Here is a 25,655-nt window from a genome sequence, read left to right as displayed (position 1 = left end):
CCCCCTCGGCCCCAGAGGGGGACCCCAGCGCCCCTGAAAACGCCTCCCCGGCCCGACGGACGTCAGTGAGCAGCCGTGGGAGTGCTGCGGATCCAGTCGGCGGCCGCTTCGGGCGTGGCGACGGCGGGCACGCCTTCGGGCGTCGGGGGCCTGCGCACCACGACGACGGGCAGTCCCGCTTCCCGGGCGGCCACCAGCTTCGGCGCGGTGGCCGCTCCCCCGCTGTCCTTCGTGACGACGATGTCGATCCGGTGGCGGCGCAGCAGTGCGCGTTCCCCTTCGACGGCGAACGGCCCGCGGTCGAGCAGGACTTCCATCCGGGGTGGGTGCGGCGCCTGCGGCGGGTCCACGGACCGTACGAGGAACCAAGGGTCGACGAGGTCGGCGAAGGCCGCGAGCCCCGTGCGGCCGGTGGTGAGGAAGATCCGGGCGCCGAGCCCGGACAGCAGCGCGGCCGCCTCCGCCAGGGAGCCGGCTTCGTGCCAGCGGTCGCCTTCGGCCGGCTGCCAGCCGGGGCGGCGCAGCGCGAGCAGGGGCACCCCCGCGGCGGTGGCGGCTCGGGCGGCGTTGAAGCTCATGGCGTGGGCGAAGGGGTGCGTGGCGTCGACGACGGCGTCCACCCGGTGCTCCGCGAGCCAGGCTGCGAGCCCGTCGACGCCGCCGAAGCCGCCGATCCGCACCTGTCCGGGCGGCAGCCGCGGGGCGGCCACCCGGCCGGCGAGTGACGTGGTGACCCGCAGGTCGGGGCGGGCGTCGGCGGCGAGGAGTTCGGCGAGGCCGCGGGCCTCCGTCGTGCCGCCGAGGATCAGTACGTGCACGGCCGCCCCGTCCGTCCTGGTGCGCGGCTCACGGGCCGTTGGTTCAGCACGTGTGCCGTTCGCGCTCGGGCGAGTACAGGTGGCTGTCGCGGAAGTGCTCCGCGCCCAAGGTCCGCCCGACCATGATCACGGCGGTCCGCACCACCCCCGCTTCCTTGACCTTCCCGGCGATCTCGTCGAGCGTGCCGCGGATGATCAGCTCGTTGGGGCGGGAGGCGTACGCGACCACGGCGGCCGGGCAGTCGGCGCCGTAGTGCGGGAGCAGTTCGTCGACGACGCGGTCCACGTACCTGGCGGCCAGGTGCACCACGATCAGCGCCCGGCTGCGGCCGAGGGTCGCCAGGTCCTCGCCCTCGGGCATGGCCGTGGCCTGCTGCGCGATGCGGGTGAGGATCACGGTCTGGCCGACGGTCGGCACGGTCAACTCTCGCTTGAGCGCGGCGGCAGCGGCGGCGAACGCGGGGACGCCGGGGACGACCTCGTACGGCACCCCGGCGGCGTCCAGGCGTCGCATCTGCTCGGCGACCGCGCCGAAGACGGACGGGTCCCCCGAGTGCAGCCGGGCCACGTCGTGCCCCTCCTCGTGGGCGCGCGCCAACTCGGCCGTGATCGCGTCCAGGTCGAGCTGTGAGGTGTCCACGAGCCGTGCGTCCGGCGGGCACTCGGCGAGCAGTTCCTGCGGCACCAGGCTGCCGGCGTACAGGCAGACCCGGCAGGAGGCGAGCGTACGGGCGCCGCGCACCGTGATCAGGTCGGCGGCGCCGGGGCCTGCGCCGATGAAGTACACGGTCATCTGTCTGCTCCTGGGGAGGGGGTCTCGGTCTTGACTACGGCCCACTGGGTCACGGGCATCGCCTGGCGCCAACCGGTGAAGCCGCCGACGGGCACGGCGTGCGCCACCGCGAGGCGCACCAGTTCCCCGCCGTGGCGGCGGTGGGCGTCGGCGAGGACCGCCTCCGACTCCAGCGTCACGGTGTTGGCGACGAGCCGGCCGCCGGCGGGCAGCGCCTGCCAGCAGGCGTCGAGGAGGCCGGGGGCGGTGAGTCCGCCGCCGATGAACACCGCGTGCGGGGCGGGCAGTTCGGCGAGGGCGGCCGGGGCGGCGCCGGTGACGACGCGTAGCCCGGGCACCCCGAGGCGCTCGGCGTTGCGGGTGATGCGTTCGGCGCGGACGGGGTCGCGTTCCACGCTGACGGCGCGGCACGTCGGGTGGGTCCGCATCCACTCCACGGCGATCGAGCCGGATCCGCCGCCGACGTCCCACAGGAGTTCGCCGGCCGCGGGCGCGAGCGCGGCGAGCGCGGCGGCCCGGACGTGGCGCTTGGTGAGCTGCCCGTCGTGTTCGTACGCCGCGTCGGGCAGCCCAGGTACGGCGCCGAGGCGCAGCGCGTCGGGGGCGCGGCGGCACTCGACGGCGACGACGTTCAGGGGGTCGCCGGGCGGCTGCGCCCAGTGGTCGGCGGTTACTTCGTCGCCGATCCGCTCGTTCGGTCCGCCGAGTTGTTCGAGCACCCGCATCGGGCTGGGGCCGAAGCCGCGGTCCCGCAGCAGCGCGGCGACGTCGGCGGGCGTCGTGGCGCCGGCGCTGAGGACGAGGACGCGGCGGCCGTCGTGCAGGGCGGCGGCGAGACGGGCCGCGGGCCGGCCGACGAGCGTGACGACCGCCACGTCCTCCAGGGGCCAGCCGAGGCGGGCGCAGGCGTGGGAGACGGACGAGGGGTGCGGCAGGACGTGCACCGCGTCGGCCCCGAGGATCTCGGTGAGGGTGCGCCCGATGCCGTAGAACATCGGGTCGCCGCTGGCCAGGACGGCGATGCGGCGCCCGGCGTGGGTCGCGATGAGCCCGGGCACCGCGGGACGCAGCGGCGAGGGCCAGGGGATCCGCTCCCCCGGGCACTCCGGCGGCAGCAGGTCGAGTTGGCGGGGGCCGCCGATGAGGACCTGGGCGTCGAGGAGTGCGGTGCGCGAGCGGTCGGGCAGGCCCTGCCACCCGTCGGCGCCGATCCCTACGACGGTCACGGCGGCGGGCGCGGTGCGGCGTTCGACGCTCACGGTGGGGCACCTCGGGGTTCGGTGGGCTGGTGTGTCGGGGCGACGGAGATGCACTCTACGGGGCGGTGGCCTGCGGGTCCGTGGTCGGGTGGGGCGGTCTCGCCGGGTGGTCGGCGCTGGCGGTCGGCGGGAGGATGGTGCGTGGGGGCAGCCCTCGGGAGGTCGCCGTGGCACAGCGTTCGACCGTACGGCGGCTGATGCGGGAGTACGGGCGCACGCACGCCGCGGAGGCGGGCGTCCGGCTGCGGAACACCCCCGCGCCGCTGTACCAGTTACTGACGCTCTGCGTGCTGTTCTCGGTGCGGATCAAGGCCGACATCGCGGTGGCGGCGGCGCGGGAGCTATTCGCGGCCGGGATGCGTACGCCGCGGGCGATGGCGGCGGCGTCCTGGCAGGACCGGGTGGACGCGCTCGGCCGGGCGCACTACCGGCGTTACGACGAGAGCACGGCGACCGCGCTGGGTGCCGGGGCCGAGTTCGTCCTCGACCGGTACGGCGGTGACCTGCGGCGGCTGCGCGCGGCGGCCGACGGGGACCCGGCGCGGCTGCGCGAGCTGTTGCAGGAGGTTCCGCGGATCGGGCCGGTGGGGGCGGACATCTTCTGCCGGGAGGCGCAGGGGGTGTGGCCGGAGCTGCGTCCGGCGTTCGACGCCCGGGCCCGGCACGCGGCGGGGGCGCTCGGGCTGCCGAACACCCCGGAGGGCTTGGCACGCCTGGTCTCCGCCGACGACTTGCCGAGACTGGCGGCCGCCCTGGTCCGGGTCGAGCTCGCCCGGGCGGCGGACGGTCTGCGCGCGGCCGCTTGAGCGCCGCGTACCGGCCGGGTCCCGCGCACGGCAGGCCCTCCGCTCGGCCGCGGCGGTCCGCGCGCGGCCGGCCGCCGACGTCGAACTCCAGATCCTCCCCGGAACACCCGCCACATATACCCCCCACGGGTATTTGACCTGACTGTCGACCAAGGGCTAACCTCCCGTCAGGACACATACCCCACCGGGGTATTGCGAGAGGGGAGCTCCGATGAGCGAGACCAAGACCGACTGGCACCTCAAGGGCGAGTGGTTCGACGTGTGCAGTTGCTCGATGCCCTGCCCGTGCACCTTCGCGCAGGCCCCGACGGACGGCGCCTGCCGGTTCACGCTCGTGTGGCAGATCCACGAGGGCCACTTCGGGGACGTGCGCCTGGACGGCCTCGGCATCGTGGCCCTCGGCGAGTTCGCCGGGAACATGTGGGTGGACGACCCCGACGCCACGATGACGGCGATGTTCTACATCGACGCGAAGGGCACGCAGGAGCAGCGCGACGCCCTGGAGGAGATCTTCCGCGGCAACGTCGGAGGGTGGCCGGGCAAGTTCGGCTCGCTGATCACCGAAGTGCGCGACGTGCAGTACGCGCCGATCCGCTTCGACGCGGCCGAGGACCTCGCGTACTGGCGCGCCTCGGTCGGCGACAAGGTGAGCGTGGGGGCCACGGCACTGACCGGCCCGACGGCGGACCCGAACCGCCGGGTGCAGCTGATCAACGCCCCGGGCGCCGAGGTCGGCCCCGGCCAGGTGGCGACGTGGGGCGTGGTGAGCGCGGACCGCGCCGAGGGCTTCGACTTCTCCGCGGAGTACCGCGGCGGGTCCAGCAAGCACTTCCCGTTCGACTGGCGCCCGGAGGCGTAGCGCGGCGACCGCCGCCCTCCGGCCGTGCGCCGGCCTGCCGGAGGGCGGTTCACCGTCGGCGCGGCACGCCTCCGGCGAACGGCAGCGTCCGCCAGTGCTCGACCGCCGGCTGCACGTACTCGACCAGCACGGGCAGTTGCGGAGCCAGCGCCAGGCAGGAGACGGCCCGCAGCATGCCGACCGCGTTCACGAACCCCAGCACGTCCGCGTTCAGCGGCCGGGCGCCGTGGCGGCGCGCACCGCGTTCGTAGGCCGCGTGGTGCTCGGGGCCGAAGCCCGCCAGGTCCCACTCGACGGGCCCCAGGGTGACCAGCTCGAAGTCCGCGTGGAGATCGCCGTGCACCCCGGGGAAGACGTTCGCGGGCGGTGAGTCGCCGTGGATCGGCTGGAGTTCGACCCCCGGGAACGCCTCGTGGAAGGCGGCGCGCGAGGACACCAGGGGCGCCAGCACCTCCCACTCCCGGCGCGCCCGGTCCAGGTCGACGGCCGCGATGAGGTCGCTTCGCCGGTCGAGCGCGGCCAGGCCGTCGGTGACGAACCGCGGTTCGGCCGCGGACAGGAACTCCAACTCGCCCGGGTACGCGCGCAGGGCTGCGTGCAGCGCGGCGGTGCTCTCGGCGTTCGCCACGTAGTCCGGCTCCCGGTCCCGGTCCTCTTCGACGTACTGCCAGAACGTCATCGAGAACCCGTCGCGCAGCACGGGCTCCAGCGGCACGAGCGGGCTGGGCGGGATCACGGGGCACCCGTGGTCGGCGAGCCACCGGGTCACGTCCAGCTCCGAGCGCTGGCGGCGTGCCTGGAAGTCGAGGTCGACGTAGTCGGGCAGGACCACCGGGATCCGGACGACGACGGGGGCGGGCGCGAGGTGCACGACGACGGAGAACACGTCGTGCAGCACCCGGGCGTCCGTCACCGACAGTCCGAGGTCACGCCCCGCCGAGACCGCCGCCGCCAAGGCCGCGGAGGTGCGGTGGGCGATCTGCTGCGGCGTCCTGGAATCGGTCATCGCCCGATCCTTCCACGGCGGCCACGACGCCGCGGCCCGCCCCAAATCGTCCCCGCTCACCAGCCGAGTTGGGCGTCTCCCAGCACGGTGCCGCCGAGGTGCGCGGCGAGCTTCTCGGCGCGTGGCAGGTCGCCGCACTTGTCGACGTGGACGAAGACGGTGTGGCGGCCGGTCGGCTGCTTCCAGTCGAGGTTGTCGCAGTTGAAGAGGACCTCGACGCCGTCGTACGCGTCGAAGCCGTGCGCGTCCGTCGTCGGGTCGTCCGGCCACCTGCCGGACAAACCGATCGAGGCGATGCCCTGCCCCACGGCCCGTACGAACCGGTCCTCCACGGTGCCGGGGGCGACGTAGTGCAGGACGGACAACGGCAGTTCCTGCTCCAGCAGGGAGCCGTCCGCCGTGGCGATGTCCAGGCCGAAGTCCAGGTGTTCCCGCGTCACCGGGTCGACCCGGGGGGTGCCGTAGTTGAACTCGGCCCCGGGCAGAGCGGCCGCCATCCTCCGGGCGTCCTCGACGGTCAGCAGGTCCGCAATCAACGTCACCTCGTCGGCGCGCTCCGCCAGCAGAGCGTTCAGACGCAGCCCCTGCGTCCACGCCTCGACGGCGTCAACGGTACGAAAGACGGGATAAGCCCGCGAGTTGCCCATGCGCGCCACTCTCGCACGCCGCCGTGAGAACGCTCGACGCGGCCCTTGGAAACGCGGACCGCCGACGCCCGGACCGTGTTGCAGTGCCGGGCTTCCCCGGTCAGGGAAGGTCCGTCAGTCCCAGGTGTCGGGCCAGCGTGGCACGTCCGGTGTCGGTGAGCTGGACTGCGCGGGTGGTGCCGACCCGGGTCACCCAGTGGTCTTCGAAGGCGTGGCGGCAGATCGCGGCCCCCACGGCGCCCGCCAGGTGCGGTCGGCGTTCGGTCCAGTCCTGGCACGGGCGAACGGCCGGGCGGCGTGCCCCGGTGGTCAGTGCCGGGGTCGAAATGCCCAGCTCGTCGAGCCAGGCCGCACCGGCGGGGGTGAGGGTGAGGCCGTGCGTCCAATCGAGCAGTCCGTGCTCGGTCATCGCGTCCGTGAGGGCGACGCCGAGCGCGCCCGCCAGGTGGTCGTAGCAGGTGCGGGCCCGGGCGAGGGCGCGCTTGCGGCCGGCGGCGGACAGCGAAGCGGGCGCCTTCGCCGTCAGCGGCGTACCGGCCAGGCCGGCCAGTTGCTCGATCAGCTCGGCCACCTCCGGACGGGCCAGCCGGACGTAGCGGTGGCGCCCCTGCCTCACCTCTGCCAGCAGACCCGCGCCGACCAGGGCGTTGAGGTGTTCGGTGGCGGTCGAGCGGGCTACCCCCGCACCGCTGGCGAGCTCGCCGGCCGTCCAGGCCCGGCCGTCCAGCAGCGTGAGGCAGAAGTGGGCGCGGGTGCGGTCCGCAAGCAGCGCGGCGATGCTCGCGAGGCCCTGTCCGTCTTCGCCGTGCGCCGCGCTCCCGGTCCGGGCGGTGTCGTTCACGCCGTCCATCCTGGCACGCGAACCCTTCGGCACCGGCCGAACCGTCGCCCTCCTACGGTCGCCGCATGGAAACTGCACCGAACCGGTCCGCGGAGGCCGGAAGCCATCTGACGATCACCCCGAGCATCCTCTACTTCGGAACGCCCGTCGCGCTGCTGACCACGGAGAACGCCGACGGCACGGCCAACCTCGCACCGGTCTCATCGGCCTGGGCCCTGGGGCAGACGGTGGTCCTGGGGCTCGGGATTCACGGCCAGACCGGCACCAACCTGGCCTCCCGACCGGACCTGGTCATCAACCTGCCCCAGCCCGCGCAGTGGGCCGCCGTCGAACGGCTCGGCCGGCTCACCGGACGCCCGTCGGCGACCGGGCAGGACCAGCGCCGGACCCGCTACGAGCCGGACAAGTTCGGGGCGGCCGGCCTGCGGGCGCAGCGGTCGCAGGTGGTGCGCCCGCCGCGGGTGGCCGAGTGCCCGATCCAGTTGGAGGCCCGGGCCGCCAAGGTCGGCACCGCGGCCGACGGGGACTTCCTGATCGTCGAGGCCCGTGTGCTCAAGGTGCACGCCGCCCCGCACCTGGTGATCCCGGGCACCCAGCACATCGAGCCGGCGGCGTGGAGCCCGCTGATCTACAACTTCCGGCACTACTTCGGCCTCGGGCCCGAACTCGGCCACAGCGGCATCTCCGAAACACCGCGGGCGGATCGGGCCGCGCCCCTCGCCACCGCCCGCTGAAGGGCGTGGCCCGACGCCGCCCGTACGACCTTGCGACTGCCATCGGCCGCGCCGTCACCTGCTCCGGTCTGCGGGTTCGGCGCGGGCCGCGTAGCGTCGAAGGGTGACCGCAGCCGGTCAAGCCACTGCCGGGGCGTGCCTCGGGATCGCCTGGAGGAAGGGAGGGCGGGATGCTGGAACGGCTGAGTGACGCGCCTGCCGGCGTTGACGCACTCAAAGCGGTGGGGGTCGTTTCTCGGAACGACTACGAGACGGTCATCGAGCCCTTGGTCGACGCGGCTCGCGCCGAAGGCCGCAGGATCCGGATCCTGTGCGAGTTCGGTCCCGAGTTCCAGTCGTTCGCTCCGGGAGCCGCCTGGGAGGACCTCAAGGTCGGGACCCGCTCCATGCGGTTGTTCGAGGGCTGTGCGATCGTCAGCGACGTCGGGTGGATCCGGGAGGCGACCCGGCTCACCAGGTTCCTGATGCCCTGTCCGGTGCGGGCGTACGACGGCGACCAACGCGCGGAGGCCCTGCGCTGGCTGGCCTCGCTCCCCGAGGGCCCCGGCGTGTCCCACCGGATCCTGCCGGACTCCGGCGTGCTCCTGGTGACGATCGACAGTCCCTTGCGGACCCAGGACTTCGACGCCCTGGCCTCCACCGTCGACTCGTGGCTCGACACCCACGAGGAACTGACGGGCGTCGTGCTCCACGCCCGTGACTTCCCCGGCTGGGAGAACGTCGGCGGCCTGCTGAGCCATCTGCGCTTCGTGCGCGACCACCACCGGCGGATCGGCAGGATCGGCCTGGCGGCGGACACCAGGCTCGCCGACCTGATGCCCCACCTGGCGAACCACTTCGTCCGGGCCGAGGTACGACACTTCGGCTACGAGCAGCTCGACGACGCCGTCGCCTGGGCGGCAGCGGCCCCACGACAATCGGCCCGTCCCACCGCATCCGAATCCGAATGAACCCTGAGGGACCTACGACGCGCAGACCCGGCCATCGGCTGTTGGCAGGGGTGCCAGGGAGGGGGTGAAGGTGACCGGGAGGGCCTTGGGGCCGCGGAACGTCGGGGCGTAGCCCCAGTCGATGTCGCCGCTCGGGATGTCCAGGGCCAGGTCCGGCAGGCGCTCGAACAGCGTGGTGATCGCGATCTCCGTCTGCAGCTTCAGCAGATGGCTGCCCAGGCAGGTGTGTGCGCCGTGGCCGAGGGCCAGGTGGGGGCGGGCGTCACGGGTGAGGTCCAGGGCGTCGGGGTCGGGGAACTTGTTCGGGTCGCGGTTCGCCGCCGCCAGTGACAGCAGCACCACGTCGCCCTCCGACACGCGGGCGTCCGCGATCGTCAGGTCCTCGCCCGCGTACCGGTACTCCGCCACGTGATCCGGCGAGTCCAGGCGCAGCAGCTCGTTGATCGCCTGGGACCAGTCCACGTCGCCGTCGAGCAGGGCGGCTCGCTGGTCGGGGTGGCCGAGCAGGCGCAGGATGGTGGTGCCGAGGAACTGGATCGTGGTGATGTGACCGGCGCCGATCAACGTCATGACCATCACCTCCAGCTCGTCCCCGGTCAGTGCGCCCGACTCGATCAACCGGGTCGGCAGGTCGTCCCCCGGGTGCGATCGCTTGTAGGCCACCAGCCTCCGGACGTAACCCAGCACCTCGGACAGCTTCGCCTCGTCACGCGGCTGCTGGAACTTCGCGCGGTACCACATGTCCAGCACGTCGGCGGCGGGCGCGCGCTCGGCTTCCGGGATGCCGAGCAGGTCGTGCACGACGGCGACCGGGACCTCCCGGGTGTATTCGGCGACGAGGTCCGCGCGGCCCCGCCCGGCGAACGACTCGACGGCGTGCGCGCAGGTCCGGGCGGTGCGATCGCGCAGCCGGGACACAACGGCGGGGGTGAACGCCGCGGCGACGAGGCGGCGCAGCCCGGCGTGTTGGGGATCGTCCAGATTGGACAGCCCGGGCGGGTGCGGGTCGGGGTTGACCGGGGCCCCGCTGCCTAGGCGGCGGTCGGCCAGACAGGCGCGGACGTCGTCGTACCGGGTCACCAGCCACGTCCGGCCCGGGACGTGCGGGTCGTCGACGGGGCAGACCGGGTCGTGCTCGCGCAACCAGGCGTAGCCCGGGTACGGGTCGGCGGTCACGACGGCCGGCCGGCGATCAGCAGCTTCTCCAGCGGGGACGCGGCGAGCGGTACGACCCGCGTCTCGGTGAGCCCGGCCTCGCCCAGCCATGCCGCGAGGTCGGCGTAGTGGTGCACGCCGCCGCCTTGGCCCAGCCACAGGGTCAGGTCGAACGTGCCGAGGAACCCGGCCGCGGCCGGACCCAGCCCGGCCGGTGGTTCCCGGTCGTGGTCGAGGACGGCGATGCTTCCCGTGGGGGACAACGACTTCGCCGCGCGCCGGAGCAGCTCGCGGCACTCCTCGGGGTGGTGGCCGTGCACGACGTTGAACAGCAGCACCAGGTCGTACCCGGAACCCAGGTCGTCGGTGAGGTAGTCGCCGGCCCGCACCGTCACCCGGTCGGGCGGGGCGTCTTCGCGCAGGCCCGTGATCGTCTCGGGCCGGTCGAAGACGGTGACCCGCACGTCCGGGCGACGGCGGCACAGTTCGACGGTGTGGTCGCCGTGGCCGCCCCCGACGTCCAGGACGGTCGCCGCGGGAGGCAGCGCGGCGGCGATGTCGTCGGCCAGTGCCGCGGCGGCGCCGGCGAACGTCCGGCGCAGGCGGGCCGCGGTGGCGGGGCGCTCGCGCAGCCAGGTGTAGAAGTCGCGGCGGGGCGTGCCGGTGCGGATGGTGTCCTCGACGTCGGCCCAGTACTCGAACAGGACCTCGTGCCAGAACAGTTCGCCGTCCACCGGGCCGAGCGGCGCGGCGGTCGTGACCCCGTCGCCGTCGGCGTCGCGCCGCAGGTAGCCGAAGGTCACCAGGACGTTCACCAGGCTGCGCACCCCGGCCGGGTCACCGTCGACCCTGGTGGCCAACTCATCGACGGACAGCGGGCCGTCCTCCAGCGCGGTGAACACCCCGAGCCGGACACCGGCGATCATGGCCCGGTACCCGGCCGCGCCGAGCCGGTCCAGAACCGGAGCCGGGACACCGATGGATTCTTCGGGCAAAGGCATGGTCATCCACTTCCGGAAAGCGCGCCGGCACCGGTGAGGAAGTCCAGGTGCCTGCGCAACATTCGCTCGTCGGCCGGGGGGAACCCCACCCCCGCCCCGGCCGCGGCGGCCCAGGTGCGGGAGCAGTCGAACCGCGGGTGCGGGCGGGGGCGTTCGGGCAGGGAGAAGGCGAGCGGGGCGAAGGGCCCGGCCGGGTCGGCGAGCATCCGCTCCCGCCATCGGTGGTACGGCACCACCTCGGTCGGGTGACCGGCCGAGGTGAGGGCGGTGGCGAGGGCGGCACGGGTGAGGCCGCCGTCGCCGTGGTAGTGGTGGTCCCGGCCGAGGGTGTCCGGGGTCTGTGAGAGCGCGACGATCGCCGCGGCCACCGTGTCCACGGGCACCATGTCCAGCACCTCGGCGGTGTCCGGCACGGCGCCCGCGGCGATGCACCCGGTGAGCCAGCGGCTGAACGCGGAGCGCGGGTCGGCGGCGCCGGTGGCGGTGTCGCCGACGATGGCCGCGATGCGGTGGATCGAGACGGGCAGGCCGTGGCCGCGGGCGGCGGTGGCCATGGCGTCGGCCACCCATTTGCTGAGGTCGTAGCCGCTGGTGAGACCGCTCGGGTCGGTGGGAGCGTCGGTCTCGGTGACGACGCGGTCGTCGTAGGCGTCCCCGAGGAAGACGCCGAGGGTGGAGATCAGGTGCAGCGGGGCGTTGCTGTCGCCGGCCAGGCGCAGGATCGCGGCGGTGGCGTCGACGTGGGCGGCTTTGAGGGCGTGGTAGGGCGCGGCGAAGTGCGGCACGGCGGCGTTGTGGTAGATCGCGTCCACGGTCGTGAGGGTGTCGTGGTCCTCCGTGGACAGACCGAGGCCGGGTGCGGACAGGTCGCCGGGGACCGGGATCACGCGGTCGTTGACCGGCAGCCGATCGATCGAGCCCTGGCGGACGAGGCAGTGGATCCGGGCGTCGGTCCGGGCCAGGAGTTGGTCGAGGAGGTGGCGGCCGAGGAAGCCGGTGGCGCCGGTGAGCAGGATTCGGCGCGGCGCGCCGGCCGGGGGGACGGCGGGTGGGTGGACGGCGCGGAGCCGGATGTCGGGTGGGGGGACGGCGTCGGCGCGCAGCCGGTCGACCGTGGGCAGGTCCGCCGAGGCGCCGTCATCGACGGCTGCCGCGAACGCCGCCACGGTGGGGGCGGTGAACAGGGTGCGCATAGGCACCGTGACGCCGAGGCGGTCGCGGACGGCGGCGAGGACGTGGGCGGCGATGAGCGAGTGCCCGCCGATGGCGAAGAAGTCCGCGGTGCGGCCCACGTCGGGCCGGTCGAGCACGGTGGCCCAGATGGCGGCGACGGCTCGCTCGGTGGCGGTCCGAGGCGGATCCGCCGGGACCGTGAGGTCGGTGGGGGGTTCGGGGAGGGCGGAGTTGTCGACCTTGCCAGTGCTCTGGGTGGGAAGGGCGTCGAGGACGACGACGGCGTCCGGCACGAGGTGCGCGGGCAGCCGGGCGGCGCAGAAGGCGCGCAGGCCGGGAACGTCCGGGACGGCGACCGACGGGTCGGGGACGGTCGGACCTGGCGCGTTCCGGGTGGGTGCGGTCGAAGCCGGGGCGCCGACGTAGCCGATGAGGCGGTCGCCCCTGGCCACCACCACGGCCTCCGTGACGGCCGGGTGCGCGGCGAGCACGGCCGCAACCTCCCCCGGCTCCACCCGGTTGCCGCGGATCTTGACCTGGTCGTCGGCCCGGCCGACGAATTCGAGCGTGCCGTGCGGGTTCAGCCGGGCGAGGTCACCGGTCCGGTACATCCGGGCGCCGGGGCGGGCGCCGTACGGGTCGGCGAAGAACGCCGCGGCGGTCGCGGCGGGGTTTCCCCGGTACCCCCGGGCGGGCGCCGTCCCGCCGATGTAGACCTCACCGATCACGCCGACGGGCACCCGGCGCAGAGCCCGGTCGAGGAGGTGGACGCGGACGTTCGGCAGCGGGCGGCCGATCGGCAGTCGGGTGGGGTGCTCGGCACCGTCGACGGTGCGATGGCTGGTCGCGCAGACGGTGGCTTCCGTCGGCCCGTAGTGGTTGTAGAGGGGAATGCCGTGCTTCGCCCACGCGCGGACGGTCGCCGCCGGGACGACGTCGCCGCCGACCATCATCATCTCCAACGGGAGGCGTTCCCCGGCGAGATCGGCCACCCAGCGCTGCCAGAGGGGAGCCGCCGTGTCCACCGCGGACAGCCGGTGCTCGACGCAGAGCCCGAGGACGTCCGCTCCGGTGAGGCCGCCCGGGTCGGGGTGGATGACCAGGGTGGCCCCGGCCGCGAGGACCGGGAAGATGTCGCCGAACGCGGCGTCGAAGTGCGGGGGCGGGACCATGAGGAGGCGGTGCGCGGCGGTGAGGCCGTGTTCGGCGATGAACGCGGTGGTGAGGTTGAGGAGGGTGTCGTGCTGCACTTCGACGCCCTTGGGTTCGCCGGTGGAGCCGGAGGTGTGGACGACGTAGGCGAGTTGGGAGGGGTGGATGGGCGTGGGTTCGTGGTGGCCGGTGGCGGCCAGGGAGTCGCGGGTCAGGACGGTCTTCGCACCGCTGGCGGCGATCAGGGCGTGTTGGCGGGAGGCCGGCTGGGCGGGGTCGACGGGGACGAAGCACCCGCCCGCCTTGAGCACGCCGAGGATCGCGACGATCGCGTCGGCGCTGGACGGGATGGTGATCGCGACCGGGTCCTCACTCCGGATGCCGGCCTCGCGCAGGTGGCGGGCGACGGCTGAGGATCTGCGGTCCAGGTCGCGGTAGGTGAGGGGGGCGGCGGCGAGGTCGAGGACGGCGGTGGCGTCGGGGGTGCGGGCGGTGCGGGCGGCGATCAGGTCAACGACGGTCGTGGCGGCCGGTCGGGGGTGGACGGCCGGGGTGGACGGCGTGTCCGGTCCACCGGGGGTCGTTGGCTCGGGCCGGGTGTCGAGGGCGGTGTGGAGGGCGCTGTCGGCCGGGGACAACAGGTCGAGGTGGGCCAGCGGGACGCCGGGGTGGCGGGCCACGGCCGCCATGACCGCCAGCACTTGGTCGGCGATCCTGGTGATCGTGTCCGCCTCGAAGCGGTCGGTGCGGTAGTCGATGAGGGCGGGCCAGTCGCCCTCGCGTTCCCTGATGTGGAGGGTGAGGTCGAAACGGCTGGTGGCGCGGTCGATCGGCAGCGGGGTGGTGGTCAGGCCGGGGAAGGTGACGGGGGCCGTCTCGCGGTTGAGGACCAGCATCGTCCGGAACAGGGGGTGGTCCTCCCGTGTGGTGGGGACCGTGCTGAGGATCTCGGCCAGGGAGATGTCGGCGTGGTCCATCGCGTCGGCCACCACCCCGGTGGCGTCGGCGAGCAGGTCGCGGGGGGTGGCGCGACGGTTCGTGCGGAGCCGGAGCGGGAGGGTCGTGACGAACATGCCGATCGCGTCGTCCCACCCGGCCGGTCGGGTGCTGACCGGGGCGCCGACGACGAGGTCGTCACCACCGTCCCGGGTGGCGGAGACGATGGCGAAGACGGCGAGGAGACCGGCGAAGGTGGTGGCCCGCTCGCCCCGGCACCAGGTGGCGAAGCGGCGGGTGAGCCCGGCCGGGACGGTGAACCGGTGGGTGGCGCCGGGGACGGCGCCCGCGCGGCGGGGGTGAGCCGGGTCCTGGTCGGATTCCGGGTGCGGCGATCCGCCCGACACGGGGGTCGGGGTCGTGCCGTACGGGTGGTCCGGCGAGGGTCCGGAGACGGGCGGGGCGTCGCGGAGCGCTTCGGCCCAGAATTCGGTGGTTCGTTGCCGTGGACCCACGGCTGCCGGCGCGGGGACCGGTACTCCCGGTGCACCCGTCGCCGTGCTGAGCGTGGCCCTCCGCCCCTGGACGTTCGGGGCATCGGACACGGGCGTGGCGACCTGATCCGCGGTGGCCAGGGCCGTCAGCAGGGTCGATATTGACGTGTCGTCGCAGATGATGTGGTGAGCGGTGATCGTCAGGAGGTGGGTCGTGGGGCCGGTCCTGATCAGATGCGCGCGCACCAACGGGCGCCGGGTCAGGTCGAAGGGGTGGTCGGCGTCCCGGGCGGCCAGGCGTTCGGCCTCCGGCCAGGGGTCCGCGTGAGCGCTCAGGTCGGTGGTGCGCCAGGCCCTCGCCAACAACTCGTCCGTGTAGGGCGCCGCGCACAACTGCGGGGTGTCGTCATGGACGACGACCGCCGAACGCAGGGCCGGATGGGCGGCCAGGGTGCGGGCGAACCTGGCGCGCAGGTCCGCTTCGTCGAGCGCGCCCGCCAACCGGAAAGCGGCGTGCACGACGTAGGCACCGTCGTCCTGACCCGCCTCGTGGATGATCCACAGTCCGTGCTGCGGGCCGGACAGCCGTCCTGGTGGAGCGGACACCGGCTCCGCGACGTCTGGGGTGTCCGGGATCTTCGGAGCGTCGGGAAGGCCCCGGCCCGCGTCGTCGGGACGGCCCTGACCCACATCGTCGGGACGGGCCCGGCCCGCGTCGATCGCGGCGGCCAGGGCGGCGACGGTGGGGTTGGCGAACAGGGTCCTGATCGTCACCTCCGCACCGACCGACGCCCGGATCGTGGCGACGGCCTTCACTGCCGCCAGGGAATGGCCGCCGGACAGGAAGAAGTCGTCGTCGCGGTTCACCGGGCGGGCCAGCAGGAGCGCGAAGATCTCCGCGATCGTGGTCTCCAGACCCGGGTGGGGATCAGGAGCGGCGACGTCCTCGGCCGGTGGGGGCAGAGCGCGTACGTTCAGCTTTCCGGAGCTGGTCAACGGGAACGCGTCCACGGACACCATCGCCGACGGCACCAGATAGGCGGGCAGGACACGGCTCAGCCGCTCCCGCACCCTCGGCCAGCGGGGCCGCCCGGCGGCCGGGATCACGTAGGCCACCAAGCGGTCGCCGTCACCGGCCACCCGGGCGTCTGAGACCTCCGGGTCCGCCCGCAGCGCCGCCTCCACCTCGGCCGGTTCCACCCGGTGGCCACGCACCTTGAGCTGCGCGTCCACCCGCCCGACGAACTCCACGAGACCGCCCGGCCGGCGCCGCGCCAGGTCGCCCGTCGCATACATGCGCGCGCCGGGGACCGGCGAGAACGGGTCGGCGACGAACCTCGTCGCCGACCGGCCCGGCGCGCCGAGATAGCCGCGCGCCAGCGGGAAGCCACCCAGGTACACCTCGCCGACCACGTCGTCGTCGACCGGTCGCAGGCCCGCGTTCAGCAGGTACACGGCCGCGCCGTCGAGCGGATCGCCGATGCCGAACCGGCTGCCTTGATGCACCCGCTCGGCGGTCGACCAGATCGTCGTCTCGGTCGGGCCGTACGCGTTCCACAGCTCGGCCCCGCCCAGCGACCCGGCCAGCTCCGGCGTCAGCACCTCCCCGATCGACACCCGGACCCGCACGCACTCCGGCACGCCCTCGGCCGCCACCAGCACCGCCCACACCGACGGGGTGACCTGGACGGCCGTCACCCCCTCGGCCTTCAGAAGCCGCGCCAGCGCGGGACCGTCCACGACGGTCTCCGGCGGTACCGCCACCACCCGGGCGCCCACCGTCAGCGGCCCCACCAGTTCCCACACCGAGATGTCGAACGCCGGCGAGATCATGGCCGCCACCACGTCCCCGGCGCCCAGCCCCACCAACGCCGTCGACCGTGCCAGCATCCCGGCCACCGCGCGGTGCGGCACCCCCACCGCCTTCGGGCGGCCGGTCGACCCGGAGGTGTGGAACACGTACGCCAGTGACTCGGGGGTGATGTCGGGATCGACGCGGTCGAACTCCTCCGGCAGGTCCGGGATCTCGGTCAGCACGACGCGGGCGGCCTCCGTGACGGCCCGGCGCCTGGGCTCCGGCCACAACGGTTCCACCGGCACGTACACCGCGCCCGCCCGCCAGATCCCGAGGACGGCCACCACCAGGTCCGTGCCGCGCGGCAGGTCCACCGCGACCCACGCCTCCGGCCCGGCGCCCTTCGCCCGCAGCACCGAGGCCAGCGCCGCCGAACGGCGCTCCAACTCGGCGTAGGACAACTCCCCCACCGCCGGGCCGTCCGCATCGAACCGGATCAGGTCCAGTACGGTCGACGGCACCGGAGCCCTGGCCGGCGACGCAGCCACCACCGAAGACCCTGCTGCCGTCAACGCCGACAACCGGCGATCGGGGTCGGCGCACGCACGGTCCAGCAGGGCCAGCAGCCGGCCGGCGAAACCGTCGACCGTCGCGCCGTCGAACAGGTCCGTGTCGTGCTCGGTGACCACCGCCATCTCCGCGGCGCCGGACTCCACCATCAAGGTGAGGTCGACGTCGGCCGTGCCCGTGTCCGGCGGCATCCGGTCCACCCGCACGCCGGGGAACGCCACCTCGGGTGGTTCCTGCATCACGAGGTGCGCCTGGCACAGCGGCGCGTGGCTCGGGTCGCGGGAGGCGCCGACCGCCTCGACGATCCGGTCGAACGGGACTGCCGCGCCGCCCAGTCCCGCCGCGACCGCGCGGCGGGCCCCGGCCACCAGTTCGCGGAACGTCGGATCGCCGCCGATCCCCACCCGCAACGGCACCGGGTTCACGAACATTCCGACGACGCCGGCGAACTCCGGCCCCGGCCGCCCGGACACCAGGGTGGCGACCACCACGTCGTCCTGACCCGCCGTCGTGCCCAACGTGGCGGCGTAGGCAGCCTGTAGCACGACGAACCGGGTGGCGCGCGTGGCACGGGCGAGCGCGTCGACCCGCGCGGTGAGCCCCTCGGGTACGGCGTGGCGGCGCAACTCACCCCGGAAGGCGCGCATCCTCGGGCGGGGCCGGTCGGTGGGCAGGGTGAGCAGGTCCGGCACGCCGTCCAGATCGGACACCCGACGGGACGGGTCCTGGTCGATGACGTCCGGCGGCGCTCCGGGATCCGGCAGTGGCCGGGCCGGGTCGGCGTACAGGGCGCTGATCTCCGTGCACAGCACCGACAGTGACGTACCGTCGACGACCGCATGATGCGTGTTGATCACCAGCACGTGGTCGGTCGGCGTGATCCGGCCCAGACGTATCCGGAAGAGCGGCCCGGTACGCAGGTCGAACGGCTCCCGTGCGGCCTGCGCCGCGAACGCCGCGGCGTCTGCGTCCGGCACCGTGCGCACCACGACGTCCGCGGCGCCCACCGGCCCCACCCGTCCGACCGGCGCGCCGTCGACCTCGTCGAAAGTGGTTCGCAGCACCGGGTGCCGGGCCACCACCAGATCCGCCGCGCGCTGGAGCGCGTCCACCGACACGGGGCCGGCCAACCGGAACACCGCCGGATTGTTGTGCAGGGGTGCGCCGTCGGCGAACGCCTCAAGGAACCACAGTCGCCGGGCCCCGGGCGGGAGCGGATCCGTCATCGGTGCGCTCCCCGATCTCCGAACCGGCGCCGGTACGCCGCCAGGTGCTCCGGGTCGGCCCGCAGGAAAGGCGTGTCCGCGGCGACCATGTGTCGCACCGCCAGCAACGGCAGCGGGCTGCGCATCGGCCGGAAGTCCGCGTTCCACAGACCGGTCGCGGGCGGCGGCCCCGGGTGGAACTCACCGATCATCAGGCCGCGTTCCACGAACCCGTGCTTCAGCTCCTGCTGGGTGCGGTCGATCTCCCCGGTGGCGACGTCCGGCAGCACCACCAGGACCGTCCGGTATCTGGCCTGCGGCCCCTCACGCGGCGGCAGGTCGGGGAACCAGTCGCGGTAGGCGGTCATCACCGCCCGCAGGTCCGGCCGGCCGGGGTGCACGGCGATGAAGAGCGCGCCCCGTTCCAGCGAGACCGCCGTGTACGGGCAGACGTCGCCGCTCCGCCCCAGATCGGGGTGGGGTCGGCACAGGTAGGACCGCGCCCACTCCAGCACCACTTCGGCGGCGGGAGGCAGGTCCGGGTGGTCCGGCTCGAACAGTGCGACGTCACCCGTCGGGTGGCTCAGCATCTCCCGCTCCGCTTCCGCCGCGCCGCAGCGAGCAACGCGACTCCGCCGAGCCCGGCGAGTCCACCGAGGAGGCGGTCCTGGCGGCGGGCCCGGGCGAGCGCGTCGCCGTACGGGAGGCTGCTGTGGCTGATCATCGCGTACAACGTCCGCCACCCCGGTAACAGGCGGCCGAGCGTGAAGTCGATCTGTTTGCGGGCCAGGAACACCGGTGACCGCACCCGGTCGCGCAGCTCCACGAAGTTGCGCTCGGACAGTTCGGCGAGCACGTCGGTGTGCGGGCGGCGGCGGGCCTCGAACGCGGCGAGCGCCTCGTTCGGGGCGTGCTCGGCGAGACAGTCGTCGAGCACCGCGCAGTCCTCGAACGCGGCGTTCATCCCCTGCCCGTAGAAGGGGAACACGGCGTGCGCGGCGTCGCCGACGAGGACGACGCGGTCGTGCTGCCAGGGTGCGGTGCGCACCGACACCAGGCTGCCCGGCTCGTGCGCGAGGAACTGCGTGACCAGGTCCGGCACCAGATCGGTCAGGTCGCCGAACTCCTCGGCCAGGAACGCCCCGGCCCGCGCCGGGTCGCGCAGCCCCGAGAATCCGGTGTCGCCGTCGAAGGGCAGGAACACGGTGCCGGTGAGCGATCCGTCCGGGTTGGGGTGTGCCACCACCAGTCCCCTCTTGCTCGGCCACACGTGCAACGCATCCGGTCGCTCGACGGCCGGGATGGTGAACTCCCGGTAGCCCCAGTCCAGGTGCGTCTGGTGGAACTCGGCGCGCACCCGGCGGTGCAGGTGCGCACGCACGGTCGAGTACGCGCCGTCCGCACCCACGACGAGATCCGCCGGGAACGTCCGGGCCGGGGTCCGCACCTCGGTACCGGCCAGGCCGGTGACGCGGTGCTCGAACCACAGCCGCACCTGGGGAATCGATTCGGCGGCGTCGAGCAGGGCTATGTTGAGGTCGTGGCGGCGGACCGAGTGCAGCACCTCGGTGTCGTTCGCACCGTAGGGCTGGTAGGTGACCCGGCCGCCGTGGTGGACGATCCGCCCGCGCATGGGGACCGCTTGGGCCAGGGCCCGGTCCAGGAGGCCGATGTCGCGCAGGGCCGCCCGCCCGCGTTCGGACAGTCCGATGCTGATCGACGCGGCGTCCGGGCCGTTCGTGGCGCGCGGGTCGCCGCGCCGCTCCACGACGTCCACCCCGTGGCCGCGGCGGGCCAGCCGGATCGCCAGCATGGTTCCGGCCATACCCGCTCCGACGATGACGACGTTCATGTCCGGCCCCTGTCCGAGTCCACCGAGGCCACCGCATCCACCGAGGTCACCGTGTCCATCTCATCCATCGCGTCCATCGCGGACAGGGCTTGAGTGAGATCGGCGGGTGTGGAGGCGTCGAACACGGCGGCCACGGACACGTCCACGGCCAGTTCGACCCGGATCCGGCTGACCAGCGCGGTGGCCATGAGCGAGGTGCCGCCGAGGGCGAAGAAGTCGTCGTCCGGCGCGATCGAATCCACCGACAGCACCTCGGCGAACAACCGGGCGAGGTCGTCGGCGAGCGCGCCCGACGCCCGCGGCGCGGGCTCGGTGAACGCGGCCCGGTCCAGCTTTCCGTTGGGGGTCAACGGGAAGTCTCCGACCACCTCGATCGTGTCCGGGACGAGGTGGGCCGGCAGTTGCTCGGCGAGGTGCGCGCGCAGGTTCGGCACGCTCTCCTCGCGCGGCACCACGTACCCCACCAGGTAGGCACCGAGCGGTCCGGAGCGGGCTACGACCGCCGCCCGCGCCACCGCCGGGTGAGCGACGAGGGCGGCCTCCACCTCGGCCGGTTCGACCCGGTGCCCGCGGATCTTCACCTGGTCGTCGGCCCGGCCGAGGAACAGCAGGTCACCGTCCGGCAGCAGCCGGACCAGGTCGCCGGTGCGGAACATGCGCGCCCCGGGCGGACCCCACGGGTCGGCGACGAAACGCTGCGCGGTCGGCCCGGGGCAGCCCAGATAGCCACGGGCGACCCCGGCGCCGGCGATGTACAGCTCGCCCTCGCCGGCCGGGGCGCACGTCTTGTCCAGCACCCGTAGTTCGGTGCCGGGGATCGCCGTGCCGATCGGCACCACCGGGCCGCCGGTGAGCGGCGCGCTCATGGTGGCGCACGCGGTCGTCTCGGTCGGGCCGTAGGCATTGATCATCCGGCGGCCACCGGACCACCGGGCGACGAGGTCCGGGGTCAGCGCCTCCCCCGCGACGATCAGGCAGGCGACCGAAGGCAGCGCCATGTCCGGCTGGGTGGCGAGCGCACTCGGCGGCATGCACACATGGGTGACGCGGTGCTCGGCGACGAACCGGGCGAACGGCTCGCCGGGCGGAAGGCCCTCGGGGGGCGCGAGAACGAGCGTCGCCCCGGTGAGCAGCGTCATGCAGAGGTCCGCGACGGCCACGTCGAAGCCGACCGACGCGTACTGCAACACCCGGGCACCGGGTCGGGCACCGAAGCGTTCCCGTTGCGCCGCGACGAGATGAGCGATCCCCGTGTGGGGAACGACCACGCCCTTGGGCTTCCCGGTCGAGCCGGACGTGTAGATGACGTAGGCGGCGCACGCCGGATCGGGCTCCGCCACCGGGGCGGCGGACGCCGCCGCGGCCTCCAGCGCCCGCAGCTTCCCCGGCGTCAGCACCAGGGCGGGACGGGCGTCGGCGAGCACGGCGGCCACCCGGTCCTGCGGTTGGGCGGAGTCGATCGGCAGGTACGCGGCTCCCGCGGCGAGCACGGCGACGACGGCCACCACCATGTCCACGCCGCGCGGGACCTCGACGGCGACGATGTCGTCCGGCCCGACCCCGCGGTCTCGCAGCCCGTTCGCCACCGCGGAGGCGCGGGCGTCGAGTTCACCGTAGGTGAGGGTGGCATCAGCGGCGACGACCGCGATCGACTCCGGGTCTCGGGCGGCCTGGCGCCGGAACATCCCCACCATCGTCTCGGCCGGCAAGGGATTCGCCGTATCTAATCGCGCGTTCACTGCGTTTCACACTCCGTGACCCACGGAAATCTAATAGGGGAACGAGGGGAACTCTGTCCCATGACGCGGATCGATGTCAACGAGATCGACGAGGCGCACACCTAGATACCCGATGCGCCGAGCGCAATGACAATTATGAGAACTTGCTCATGGAAACTTTGTTCCGCCGGTCTGTTCTTTGCCATAACCTGACCAGTACCTTGTAGCCGCTTCCCGAGACCTGATCAGTTGCCCGCTACCGAGCGTGACCACGTCGTGCCCGGAAATGGGTTGGCCCATCTGGAGGAGTTCGGATGAGCGGGACATCGTTGAGTGACTGTTTGACTGACATGCCGCCGGCGTTCGTGCCGGTCGACCAGGTGACCGAAACGCGTCTCGTGCGGGTCGCCGGCTCCAGCCCCGACCACGTCAGCGCGCTTGCGCAGTGCGCGGACGACCTCCCGCCAATCCTCGTTCACCGGCCGACCATGCAGGTTGTAGACGGCGTGCACCGCCTGCGCGCGGCCAAGTTGCGCGGGGACGCCACCATCGGCGTGCGTTTCGTCGACGGCACCGAGGAAGATGCGTTCATGCTGGCCGTGAGCGCCAACGTGACCCAGGGTTTACCGCTGACGCTGGCCGACCGCACCGCCGCCGCCGCCCGGATCCTCTCGTCGCATCCGCACCTGTCGGACCGCCTGATCGCGTCGACGGCCGGGTTGTCCACCAAGACGGTGGCCGCGATCCGACGCTGTTCAACTGGGGAAATGACTCAGTTGAACACCCGCCTCGGCCGCGACGGGAAAGTGCGACCGCTCGACGCCTCCCATGGACGCACGATTGCGAGCCGGGCGATTTCGAACAATCCAGATCTTTCGTTGCGGGAGATCGCCCGAATCGCCGGAATATCGGTCGGCACCGCCCGGGATGTCCGGGAAAGAATGCGCCGCGGCGAGGATCCCATTCCGTCGCGGCAACGTCTTTCCGCTGGAAACCGCACGGAAAACAATGCACCGGAAAACGCACCGGGCAACAACACAGGCGGTGAAAGCGGCACCCACGGCACCACCGGCACCCCTCGCGCCGAACGAAGCCGGTTCCTGCTCTCGCTGCGCGCCGATCCGTCGTTGCGGTGCTCCGAGATCGGGCGCGCGCTCCTGCGGCTGCTCGACGCCAACACCCTCGACGCCGCGCAGTGGGACCGCCTCGCCGCCGCCGTCCCGCCGCGCTGGTCACCGGTCGTTGCCGATCTCGCCGTGGACTGCGCTGCTGACTGGTCGGCGCTCGCCTGCCGGATCCGTGACCAGGTCAGCGTCAGCGCGTGAGTCCGGCGCGCACGCCACGGCGATCGCCGCCGCCAACTCGACCACCGCGAACAGCGCGACCACCGGAAGCAGCGCCGACGAGTCGCCGGTGATCGCGACGGCGACCAGCGGCAAGAAGCTGGAGATGGTGACGCCCACCTGGTAGGTCACGGCGATCGCGGAGAACCGCACCATGGTCGGGAACAGGTCCACCAGGAACGCCGCCAGGCCGCCGTAGATCGCGCCGTGCGCGATGGCCAGCGCGGGGATGAACACCAGGGCGACCAGCGTCGGATCGCCCGAGGACAGCCAGGCGCCCGCCGGGATCATCGCCACCACCGCGACCGCGTAGCCGAAGATCATGACCGGTCGGCGGCCGAACCGATCGGACAGCGCGCCGAACACCGGTAGGGTCACGCACTCTCCCAGGGCCGCGATGATCAACCCGGTCAGCACGGTCGACCGCACCTCCGGCCCGGCCTTCGCCGCGTGCGCCACCAGGAACACGGTGAACATCGCGATCACCGACCCGGTGCCGAGCGAGGCGAGGATGCCGATCACCACGCGGCGCGGCCACCGCCGCAGCACCATGACCACCGGCACCCGGGCGGCGCGGTTCTCCGCCCGGGCGCGCACGAACTCCGGCGTCTCCTCGACCCCCAGCCGGACCCAGATGCCGATGCCGACCAGGACGCTCGACGCCAGGAACGGCAGCCGCCACCCCCAGGTCAGGAAGTCCTCCTCGGGCAGCTTGGAGATCAGCACGAAGGTCAGGTTGCTGCCGAACAACGCCACCGCGAAGCCCATCGCGGGCCAACTGCTGAAGAAGCCCCGACGTCCGGGCGGGCCGTGCTCGGTGCTGAGCAGCACCGCGCTTCCCCACTCGCCGCCGATGCCGATGCCCTGCGCGACGCGCAACGTCACCAACAGGATCGGCGCGAGGACACCGGCCGTCTCGTAGGTGGGCAGCAGGCCGATGCCGAACGTGGCGATGCCCATGACGAGCAACGTCCACACCATCATCGCCTTGCGGCCCACCCGGTCGCCGAAGTGGCCGAACAGCAGACCGCCCAGCGGGCGCGCCACGAACCCGGCCGCGTAGGTGGCGAACGACGCGAGCACGCCGCCGGCAGTCGACGACCCCGGGAAGAACAGCGGGCCGAACACCAGCGCGGACGCCGTCGCGTACAGGTAGAAGTCGTACCACTCGATGGCGGTGCCGATCGTGCTCGCGACCAGCACCCGGCGAACCGAACGAGGAGCCGTGGTCCCTGGCGTCACGCGTCCTCATCGGACACGAGAACCCGCCCGCCGAGTTCGTTGGGATCGGCGGCGAGGTCGTAGGCCCACACCTGCCGTCCGTCCGCCTCCCAGATCACCTTCCGCCCGTCCGCCCGCACCGCGTGCAGCGCCTTCAGGTCGGGGTAGTCGTCGGAGGCGGCGGCCCGCTCCTGCGGGAAGTAGGTCTCCGAGTACGCCTCGCGGGACGCCCCGGTGCCGTCCGCGAAGAACTCGGTCAGCGAGGCACCGTCCGACGACCGCGGGTCCAGCCCGAGCAGGTCGAGCACCGTCGGCATGATGTCGACCAACCGCACCTGGCTGTCCACGCTCGTCCCCACCGGCACCCCGGGGCCGCTGATGACCAGCGGCACGTGCTGGGTCGCGTCGAACAGCAGGCAGCCGTGGCCCTCCTCGTACGGGTGGCCGAGGTCGCCGGCGTGGTCGTTGGGGTACCACCCGGCCAGGTCCTCGCCGTGATCGGAGAAGCACACCACCAGCATCGATTCGACGTCGTGGCCCATCTCGGCGATGCGGCGCAGCAGGAGCTGGACGTAGTGGTCGGTGTAGGCGACCTCGCCCTCGTACGGGTTCGCCACCTCGACGCCGACGTCCTCCGGCGGCTCGTACGGCCAGTGCGCGTCGAAGAAGTGCGCGAACAGGAAGAACGGGCCGTCGCCGTCCAACGACTCAAGCCAGCGGGTGGCACGTTCGACCACCAGCGGTGCGCGCTTGAGCGCCAACCCGCGCAGCTTCACGTCGCCGACCGAGAGCGGGTCCCGGCCGTCCGGCAGCAGCGGGATCTCGTCGTCGTAGAAGTCGAACCCGCGGTCGATCCCGTACCACTGGTTCAGGCCGGGGCAGGACACCACCGCGCCGGTCGTGTACCCGGCTGCCGACAGGCACTCCGCCAGCGTCGGCACCCGCTTGTCCAGCGCTTCGCGGAACAGGTGCCTGACTCCGTGGCGGGGCGGTTGGAGTCCGGTGAACACCGTGGCGTGGCTGACCGGCGTCAGCGGGCACGACGAGATCGCCTGCGTGAAGCTGACCCCGCCCGCGCGCAGCCGCTCCACACCGGGGTACTTCCCCGAATAGGCCACGTCGGCGCGCACGGTATCCAGGGAGATAAACAGGATGTTCGGCTGTGTGGTCACCGGGATTCCTCTGTATTCCTCTGTCGACGCCAGCGGCACCGCAGCTAACAACGGGATCCCTGCGTACGGCAACGATGAACAGTGCGGCATGAACACCCGTGCTGAACAGCGCATCCCACCCCTACAGTTGCCCGGCGTAGCGTCCCCCCACCGTG

The 25,655-nt window shown here is 73.2% G+C and carries 19 protein-coding genes; 5 read left to right on the top strand and 14 right to left on the bottom strand.

Annotated elements, in window-relative coordinates; all coding sequences use genetic code 11:
* Positions 1 to 62: 62 nt before the first annotated feature.
* From ACH4E8_RS27150 to cbiE, 3 genes are read right to left on the bottom strand one after another with little or no spacing between them, the layout of a single operon-like run.
* Positions 63 to 818, bottom strand: a complete 756-nt coding sequence (locus ACH4E8_RS27150; RefSeq protein ID WP_398452797.1) for a cobalt-precorrin-6A reductase — start codon at positions 816 to 818, stop codon at positions 63 to 65.
* Between the two features lie 43 nt (positions 819 to 861).
* A complete protein-coding gene (gene cobM, locus ACH4E8_RS27145; protein WP_398452794.1) occupies positions 862 to 1,611 on the bottom strand; it encodes a precorrin-4 C(11)-methyltransferase in 750 nt (249 codons plus the stop codon).
* A complete protein-coding gene (gene cbiE / locus ACH4E8_RS27140; protein WP_398452792.1) occupies positions 1,608 to 2,870 on the bottom strand; it encodes a precorrin-6y C5,15-methyltransferase (decarboxylating) subunit CbiE in 1,263 nt (420 codons plus the stop codon). The genes cobM and cbiE overlap by 4 nt, the downstream gene beginning before the upstream one ends.
* A 134-nt stretch (positions 2,871 to 3,004) precedes the next feature.
* Between cbiE and ACH4E8_RS27135 the strand changes: the two genes are divergently transcribed.
* Positions 3,005 to 3,676 (top strand): endonuclease, encoded by a 672-nt coding sequence (locus ACH4E8_RS27135; RefSeq protein WP_398452790.1) that lies wholly within the window; start codon positions 3,005 to 3,007, stop codon positions 3,674 to 3,676.
* A 211-nt stretch (positions 3,677 to 3,887) separates the two neighbouring features.
* The gene (locus ACH4E8_RS27130; RefSeq protein ID WP_398452788.1) at positions 3,888 to 4,535 is read left to right on the top strand and encodes a DUF1326 domain-containing protein; all 648 of its coding nucleotides are present in this window, start codon (positions 3,888 to 3,890) and stop codon (positions 4,533 to 4,535) included.
* A 49-nt stretch (positions 4,536 to 4,584) separates the two neighbouring features.
* Here the strand turns inward: ACH4E8_RS27130 and ACH4E8_RS27125 are convergent, their stop codons facing one another.
* The 3 genes from ACH4E8_RS27125 to ACH4E8_RS27115 form a co-directional block, all read right to left on the bottom strand.
* Complete coding sequence (locus tag ACH4E8_RS27125) at positions 4,585 to 5,541, bottom strand: aminoglycoside phosphotransferase family protein (RefSeq protein WP_398452786.1); 957 nt, start codon at positions 5,539 to 5,541, stop codon at positions 4,585 to 4,587.
* Positions 5,542 to 5,597: 56 nt separating this feature from the next.
* Positions 5,598 to 6,188 carry a hypothetical protein gene (locus ACH4E8_RS27120; RefSeq protein WP_398452783.1) on the bottom strand — a complete coding sequence of 197 codons (591 nt, stop codon included), beginning with the start codon at positions 6,186 to 6,188 and terminating at the stop codon, positions 5,598 to 5,600.
* A 100-nt stretch (positions 6,189 to 6,288) separates the two neighbouring features.
* The gene (locus tag ACH4E8_RS27115) at positions 6,289 to 7,038 is read right to left on the bottom strand and encodes an ArsR/SmtB family transcription factor (RefSeq protein WP_398452781.1); all 750 of its coding nucleotides are present in this window, start codon (positions 7,036 to 7,038) and stop codon (positions 6,289 to 6,291) included.
* Between the two features lie 56 nt (positions 7,039 to 7,094).
* Here ACH4E8_RS27115 and ACH4E8_RS27110 point away from each other — a divergent pair, with 56 nt between their 5' ends.
* Together ACH4E8_RS27110 and ACH4E8_RS27105 are read left to right on the top strand one after the other, a co-directional pair.
* Positions 7,095 to 7,763 (top strand): flavin reductase family protein, encoded by a 669-nt coding sequence (locus ACH4E8_RS27110; protein WP_398452778.1) that lies wholly within the window; start codon positions 7,095 to 7,097, stop codon positions 7,761 to 7,763.
* 221 nt (positions 7,764 to 7,984) lie between these two features.
* Complete coding sequence (locus ACH4E8_RS27105) at positions 7,985 to 8,713, top strand: STAS/SEC14 domain-containing protein (RefSeq protein ID WP_398452776.1); 729 nt, start codon at positions 7,985 to 7,987, stop codon at positions 8,711 to 8,713.
* A 12-nt stretch (positions 8,714 to 8,725) separates the two neighbouring features.
* On the opposite strand, the gene ACH4E8_RS27100 is transcribed toward ACH4E8_RS27105, so the two are convergent.
* From ACH4E8_RS27100 to ACH4E8_RS27075, 6 genes are read right to left on the bottom strand one after another with little or no spacing between them, the layout of a single operon-like run.
* Complete coding sequence (locus ACH4E8_RS27100) at positions 8,726 to 9,889, bottom strand: cytochrome P450 (protein WP_398452774.1); 1,164 nt, start codon at positions 9,887 to 9,889, stop codon at positions 8,726 to 8,728.
* Positions 9,886 to 10,869 (bottom strand): methyltransferase, encoded by a 984-nt coding sequence (locus tag ACH4E8_RS27095; protein ID WP_398452772.1) that lies wholly within the window; start codon positions 10,867 to 10,869, stop codon positions 9,886 to 9,888. Before ACH4E8_RS27095 ends, ACH4E8_RS27100 begins: the two co-directional genes overlap by 4 nt.
* A gap of 2 nt (positions 10,870 to 10,871) precedes the next feature.
* Entirely contained in the window at positions 10,872 to 18,215 is a 7,344-nt protein-coding gene (locus tag ACH4E8_RS27090) for an amino acid adenylation domain-containing protein (RefSeq protein ID WP_398452770.1), read from the bottom strand.
* On the bottom strand, positions 18,212 to 18,784 hold the full coding sequence (locus ACH4E8_RS27085; protein WP_398452767.1) for a DUF6875 domain-containing protein: 573 nt from the start codon (positions 18,782 to 18,784) through the stop codon (positions 18,212 to 18,214). The genes ACH4E8_RS27090 and ACH4E8_RS27085 overlap by 4 nt, the downstream gene beginning before the upstream one ends.
* A complete protein-coding gene (locus ACH4E8_RS27080; RefSeq protein WP_398452765.1) occupies positions 18,778 to 20,046 on the bottom strand; it encodes an FAD-dependent oxidoreductase in 1,269 nt (422 codons plus the stop codon). Before ACH4E8_RS27080 ends, ACH4E8_RS27085 begins: the two co-directional genes overlap by 7 nt.
* Positions 20,043 to 21,740, bottom strand: a complete 1,698-nt coding sequence (locus ACH4E8_RS27075) for a non-ribosomal peptide synthetase (protein WP_398453013.1) — start codon at positions 21,738 to 21,740, stop codon at positions 20,043 to 20,045. Before ACH4E8_RS27075 ends, ACH4E8_RS27080 begins: the two co-directional genes overlap by 4 nt.
* Before the next feature lie 338 nt (positions 21,741 to 22,078).
* On the opposite strand from ACH4E8_RS27075, the gene ACH4E8_RS27070 reads away from it, so the two are divergent.
* Complete coding sequence (locus ACH4E8_RS27070) at positions 22,079 to 23,089, top strand: ParB N-terminal domain-containing protein (RefSeq protein WP_398452764.1); 1,011 nt, start codon at positions 22,079 to 22,081, stop codon at positions 23,087 to 23,089.
* Here ACH4E8_RS27070 and ACH4E8_RS27065 read toward each other — a convergent pair.
* Positions 22,997 to 24,349, bottom strand: a complete 1,353-nt coding sequence (locus tag ACH4E8_RS27065) for an MFS transporter (RefSeq protein ID WP_398452762.1) — start codon at positions 24,347 to 24,349, stop codon at positions 22,997 to 22,999. The two genes, ACH4E8_RS27070 and ACH4E8_RS27065, sit on opposite strands and share 93 nt — an antisense overlap.
* Entirely contained in the window at positions 24,346 to 25,500 is a 1,155-nt protein-coding gene (locus tag ACH4E8_RS27060; RefSeq protein WP_398452760.1) for a sulfatase-like hydrolase/transferase, read from the bottom strand. Before ACH4E8_RS27060 ends, ACH4E8_RS27065 begins: the two co-directional genes overlap by 4 nt.
* Positions 25,501 to 25,655 lie beyond the last annotated feature (155 nt).

Source organism: Streptomyces sp. NPDC017979, assembly GCF_044328175.1.
In the GTDB taxonomy this organism is placed as follows: domain Bacteria; phylum Actinomycetota; class Actinomycetes; order Streptomycetales; family Streptomycetaceae; genus Streptomyces.
The sequence above is the reverse complement of the archived record's forward strand: the minus strand, read 5'-3'. Positions and strand labels throughout refer to the sequence as shown.